Source organism: Sphingobacterium sp. UBA7253, from assembly GCF_002472745.1.
Taxonomy (GTDB): domain Bacteria; phylum Bacteroidota; class Bacteroidia; order Sphingobacteriales; family Sphingobacteriaceae; genus Sphingobacterium; species Sphingobacterium siyangense.
This window is the reverse complement of record NZ_DKSP01000110.1, coordinates 1-6,551: the sequence shown is the minus strand read 5'-3', so window position 1 is coordinate 6,551 and position 6,551 is coordinate 1. Positions and strand designations below refer to the sequence as shown.

Genomic DNA, 6,551 nt, shown 5'->3' with positions numbered 1-6,551 from the left:
AATCCAAGTACCCGAAGTTCGTCCTGAAATTTGCTTTGCAATGTCTGAGTTACGTAAGAAGAGGCGAGCTGATTACTCAGCGACGTAGAAGTTCTAGTATGGCACTGACCTTTACAAGTTGCAAGCATTTTTGCCTTTTTCAGACGAAAGACTTCTCTTCCTATTCTAGAATATGATGCACGAAGTTTTTCCGTATTATTCAGTTCTCTGAACTCATCTTCTAGCGGCTGCAATTCATCTGCTATGGATAAAGATTGCAATCGCACGTTTTCTGTCTCCAGCTGAGCTATTATACTTTCTATAAATTCCTTTGAGTTTTCTGTCAATTCAGGTATCGGCATTAACGGGTCCGATTTCTCACGAAGATTCTTTAAATGTAAATTCCGAACTCTTTCTAGTTCGGAAATATAGGTCACATTCTTGCGTCTAAAGTCTGGGTCATCTGATTCGAGTTCAGCTATTGTTGGTTCGAAACTCGCAAAATCGAAATTAAGGTCTTCCAAAGATTTAATCTGAGCATTATATAGCTGATCAGCACTATCGAAAAGTTGTTGGGTATCAAGTTTAATGAATTCTTCAAAAGATTTGAATCTACCTTTTGCTTCAGCATTCAATGTCTGTAAACATAGGGGACAATTACTTTCAACTTCCGTTTCAGGAAAAACTTCCGAATTTTTGCTTTCATTGTAGAATTTACGAGCACTCTCCCATAATTGTTTCCAGGTATCACCTCCAACTTTGTTCATTGGTAAGTTAGAAAATGCGTCCTCAGAAGATATTCTTAATGCTTCTGCTGTAGTTTTATAGTCGCTTAAAACTGTTGCAATTTGATCTACTGCCTCAGGAGTTAACAGGTTTGTTTCAAGTGATTTAAACTTGTTTTTTAGAACTTTAAGGCGATTTATCTTCGCGGTGTTGTTCAAAATAGCCGTTAAAGGATCTGTTGCCATCAAAGCTAAAATTGCAGATGAAAGATCTTTTTTTCTCTGTTCTTTGGTAGCATCCCAATAACATGCACTCCAAATTTGAGCCCGCGTGGTGGAATGGTTTAGCCCATCTATAAACACCTTGGCCTTGGTGTTATCTTCGATATGCAACAATTGGACATCGAATTTTCCGCCAGCCAATGAAATGCTTTCTACCTCTAATTCTTCTTCAATTGTTTTCAGACATAACGCAAATTTTTCAATCAAAGCGAGGCCGCTAGGTATAAATGCAATCTCATCTTCTCCAGCAATGTAATGCTGTGCACTGAAAGAATCAAACACACTAATCTTTTTTAACGCGCCATCACTGACCGAACCATTTACTAACGAAATAGTCTTGCTAGTTCCACTACTATCCAAATATTCAACCAGGGCTTGGCTGGCTATTGAAGAGCCTGATGAATTATAAAGGTTTGGATTAATTTGCGGTTTGCTCCCTCTGGTATTACAAACATGTTTCAGTATAGATGTATAACTTGATTTTCCGGAACCGTTATCTCCATATACAACTGATAATCCTGTGTCTGAAAATTCTAAACTTGCACCGCCAGATAAGGCATTAATGTTTTGTATGCTATGAATCTTGGATAATGTGATATTGGAACTTGTGGTAGAAGCTGCAATAAATGACCGTAATGAGACAAAATCTACAGGCGTATACGATACGTTGAGTAATCCGTTTTCTGTTTTACATACATTTTTTATCTCATCCAAATCACTTCTCGTGAGTGTATTATTACGAATGAGTCTTTCTATGGCAATTTGCCAGAAATGGGGCTTTTGTTCAACCCAGTCAACAATTTCTGAGAACATATTTTTTTAAGTTTATCGATTAGGGGAGTCCAAAATATATTTGAGCTTAACTTGTAATTTTGGAACTATATATTTGTATTTATAAATATTAAATTAGTTTATAGCTGTCAGTCAGCTGAGCCAACACTATTTTATCTGTAAGCATTCGTGCAAAGCAGCCAGAATCTGAGCTTTGGAATAAGTCATTTCTCTTCTGAGACCTTCCGATAAAAAATGAGTAAATGAAGTATTAGCATCCGTAATTTCAGACAATGAGTTTTGGATCTTTGCAGCATATTCATACTCTGCCTCTTCAAGCCATTTTTCTTCAATTTCAGATTTTTTATTGAGACGGATGCGATGTTCTGACAACTGCCATAGTTCAATCAATATCTTCACTTGCATTTCCATCTTTTTGGTTGCATTGGGAATATCCGGCATACTTATATCAGGTAGTGTAGATAAGATTTCAGCGCTCAACGCGACCGGCAGAGGAAATAATCCCTTTAGTGAAATGTTTGGGTCACCACTTATATAGGATGATAGTGCTGAAAAAAAATCTCTTCTGAACCTAACAGCTCCAGTCGCCGTACTATTTTTTACGCTGATTATAGTAAAAAAGTCGCAGGCAGCTTCTTTTAAACCAGATAGGGCTGAAGACAATGATAGAATTACATCTGCATCCGCTAGGTCTATATTTTCAACACCAAATGTGTAATAGGTTAAAGTGCTTGTCTCGATAGAAGAGTTGGATGTGATAAACCTATAAGTCGTTGACTGTTCGACTTTTTTTAGTATCCTGTCTACATGTCTTATCAGTTTCGACTCTTCAGTTTTCCACCAATCTTCCACAGCTACACGTCCTACATGGACTAGGCCAGTCAATTCCAGTGGGAGATGAGAGACATAGTAAAGAACACTTGTATACATACGCTTATATGTTGTATTTTCATCAATGCAAAGGCTCCCTGAATCAAAATAGGCTATCGTCTTATGTTCCATTTGAGCAAAGGCCTGCTGCATTTTTTGGAGATCCAAGTAAAGCGCTTTTAGATTTATTAAAGCAACATGTCTTGCTTGTTCATCTTCTGGCAAAAATATATTCAACAATTGACTGTTAAACTTAGCGAGAGAGTCGAGCCAGCTGTCAATGGTGGCCTGTTCATCTGCAAAGTCTTTGGGTTCAAAGTACTTCCTCTCATAGCTTGGATAGGCTTTTCTCAGCGCTAGCGCATTAGCCAGCTCCTTCTTTCTTTGGTCTATAGTCGAAGCAGATTTTTTTCGTTTTTCTAAATTACCTTCTAAAAGAGAGTCTACGAATGTGATCGAATTTTTCGCCCAGGCTATCCCTAACTGACGAACATTGAGGATGCTGTTTTGCCAAGCGTATGCCGATCCTTCTTCATAGTTCCTAGTAATAGCTACTGTCCAAAGCTTATTTAAGTGCTGGTTAAATGTATCACCTATTGCCTCAGAGGACAGCTTTTTAATTGACGCATTACGTGTAACAGCAATTATTTCTTCCGATGGAAACGGAAGCAGTATAGCTTCGGTTGAATAGAGATTGAAATAGGGGAAAAATGCATGCATTAAATTTATCCGATACATACTTAATTCATTTATCCTATCCAGCTCGTTATCTGCGAGCACATAGTTCATTTGAACATTTCCATCAGCTTCTTCAATGGTTAACGACCCTGTATGATACTTCAGGTAACTTATAAGTACATTTCGGTTAATTTCTATAAATTTCTGATATGTCGGAAGATCACTGATCCGAAAATAAAGCATTAACTCTTTAGCTTCATTTAGGGGTAATTCAACAATATTTGATATGGTAATTGATTGGCTTACAGATGGAAAGGTGGTGTTTATATTTAAAGCATTGAACCAGCGTATTAGAAATTCAAGCCCCTCATACGATTCAGGCAGGGTTTTCCGTTGATTTAATTTAGCTTGTAGGACTTTAGCAAATAGAAATACTTCTGTATTTTCAAAACTGTAGGTAGGAAGCTTTTGTTTTAATTCTATAAAACGTCTGAATGTTGCAGCTTTATCCCAGTTTAAATTTGCAAATTGTTCTAAGGAGTCAATTTTACTGAAAGGAACTGTACCCAATGAAAAAATCTCGATACCGCCCAAGCTGTATGCTTCATCAAAAACAGCCCGATTTTCCGACCAGTATCTCCTTGGTTCACTATGCATAATGCCGTCAAGCGCATACACCATGTCAGAGTATTTACCTTCGTATAGCAGCTCTGCTATCCCGTCATAGTATTGCTGTTTATTATCTTTGGTTAAGAGATCGGGGGCATTGATAAAAAAATCATGTCTTCTACTATCGCTATCGATCAATTTAAATAGATTGATGAGTGACATCTCAATGGGGATATTTTTATGCAGCAGATTTTTCATATGGCCAGATCTTATAGGATGAAGGCCTTCAATATATTGGCTATCAAAGTTTATTAAATACTCTTTTTCAAGCTCGCTGATAATAAAGTCACGATCCTGATCGAATCCAATCTCGTCTTTCACATATTTCAGTAATACTGATGTTTTTAACCGGATGGATAGACAATCCGCAAGAGTTGCCATCCGTAAAATTTCCAATTTAGCTCCCGAAGACTTTGTATTGTGGAGAGCGTTTAACTGGTAGCTTAATCTCTCCTCAATCATTTGACCCTGCGTAAGAAGGAATGTAAATTCGATCAGAAGACCTTTTTGGCTGACTCGTTCCCATAAAGGTTGCCATTCCTTAATTCCTGGATATATTTTTCCTTTTCTTTTAAGTTGTTCATAGATATCTCCAGCTTCTTTAAAGCTCAGGTAAATATCAACAATAGAAATATTAATCCTGGAGATATCTGCACCATAGCGATGCCAATCTTCCTCACGTGAGGTAATTATGAACTTAGCAGTTGTGTCCATAGTCCTTCTGACAACCTCAGGCCAGGCCTCGACAGCGGTTGTAAGGCCATCAATAATAACCAATAGTATTTCACCAATCAAAATTCTAGATTCGATAAACTCTGCAATAGAATTTACTTCGGCTGAGCTTTTGCAGTTATTAATTTGATATACAGTAAATGCAGTACATAATTGGAATCCAGTTTGCCAAGCCAGTGTCGATTTGCCTTGGCCACTTGACGATTTAATAAGCACTACATCCGAGCTGCTTACATTTCCGATGATCTGCTTTTGCCACACTTTTCTTTTCACAGGTAACCCTAAGGCGATATGTTGCGGTCTTGCAGCTTTTCCATCATAATAATCCTCTGCTTTATAGTTATGTTTTGAATCATAATCTACTTTTATGATCCAGTTATTTTTTACTGCCTCATTTGTGTGCGCTTTAGAGTAAGAATCTTTTACTTCTTGTATAACTGCATTTAAGTCGAGATAAGTGATTTTCTTTCGCTCTTTCGACCAGATGAGAATATGATAAAAAATTGATCTTAGGAACTGTAGCTCAGTACCGATGTTAATGTTCCAATCCTTGATTAAAATAGCCTGGATCTTTGCGTATAGGTCATTTAAAGGTTGAAATTCAAAGGACACCTTGCTGAAAAAATCGTTACAATCAACATTGGCATTATAAGTCTTAATTTTCTCAATCCAGAAATTTGGTACAACAGCCTTTTCCTTTCGGTTGATAAGTGTAGATAGGTTACCATTCGCAATATGCATATTGTAAACCAATTTAAATCTACTTTGAGAGCTTATTAGATAAGCGTCGATAAAATTTTGTAGAACGCCCATAGTCCAGAATGAACCTGCATCCATTTTATTGACAGAGGATTTGAGCTGGATATAAACACTGTCATTAGCATATATCTTAGAACAATTCAGATCAATATCTTCAATCCCTTCTAATGTTACAGTGCGTATGTTTGTACTGTCTGATAGCTCCTTTAGAAGGATATAACAACCATATAGGACTTGGTAGTGTATGCCTTTTATATTCACTGACCCACCAATTCTGCGCTGAAGTAGACCGCTTAACGATTCGTTGATTTTATTTAGAGTCGAGGGGGTAATTTCCATATTTCTGTTAATTATAGTGGCTTAAACCTAAAGATGGCAAATGTTCCTCGTTTTTCATAATGACAATATCAAAAACCTATCCGCATTATGCTTTATACTGTTGAGAGATTTACCTGCTATCCAGTGAACAAATATACCAACACTATAAAGTTTGAAATGCGGGAAACCGTATTGAAATTAATTTGTGAATGCAGATAAAGAGCTAGAAATCGTATCTATTTCCGAATATTTTGTGTCATTAGACAATCTAAAGACGTTCCAATCTGAGCAAAAAAATCTTCGAGATTGGTCATTTGAAGGTGCCCACCATTGATGGATATAAACTGAAAATTTGATTATTAATTTAATGAAGATTACCGCAACTGATCTTTAAACATATCGCTGCAAGTTGAAAGGCATCTCATACTTAAGAATAATCAGAATATAGTAGAAATTTTGACCAGAGATTTTCCCACTGGTATACTGAAGAAAGGTCGATGTTATTGTTCTTTCTAACACGGCAATGCAGGTACTAAAGGCGTCAGCCATCTATTGTTGTCAGACACATCAAATATTGATACCTATATCTTTATACATTTTCAAAATCTTCTCGAAAGGCTCTGAACCTTCCAATTCGCCAGAGTGAAAAAGCTCGCGTACTTTCTCAATGACAGCCTTTGAAAGCATTGTTCCACCAGATTTTGTTACTGTCTTCATGAGGTCATCCAGTAGCATTGTTTGTCTAAT

Annotated in this window: 3 protein-coding genes; all 3 read right to left on the bottom strand. The window is 36.9% G+C overall.

Annotated elements, in window-relative coordinates; translation table 11 throughout:
* A partial coding sequence (locus B2X72_RS10775; RefSeq protein WP_286849588.1) for an AAA family ATPase occupies positions 1-1,799 on the bottom strand: 1,799 nt, incomplete at its 3' end.
* Between the two features lie 126 nt (positions 1,800-1,925).
* Positions 1,926-5,825 (bottom strand): hypothetical protein, encoded by a 3,900-nt coding sequence (locus B2X72_RS10770; RefSeq protein WP_115049153.1) that lies wholly within the window; start codon positions 5,823-5,825, stop codon positions 1,926-1,928.
* A gap of 546 nt (positions 5,826-6,371) precedes the next feature.
* Positions 6,372-6,551 (bottom strand): hypothetical protein (locus B2X72_RS10765; protein ID WP_286849585.1); only part of this gene is annotated, 180 nt, incomplete at its 5' end.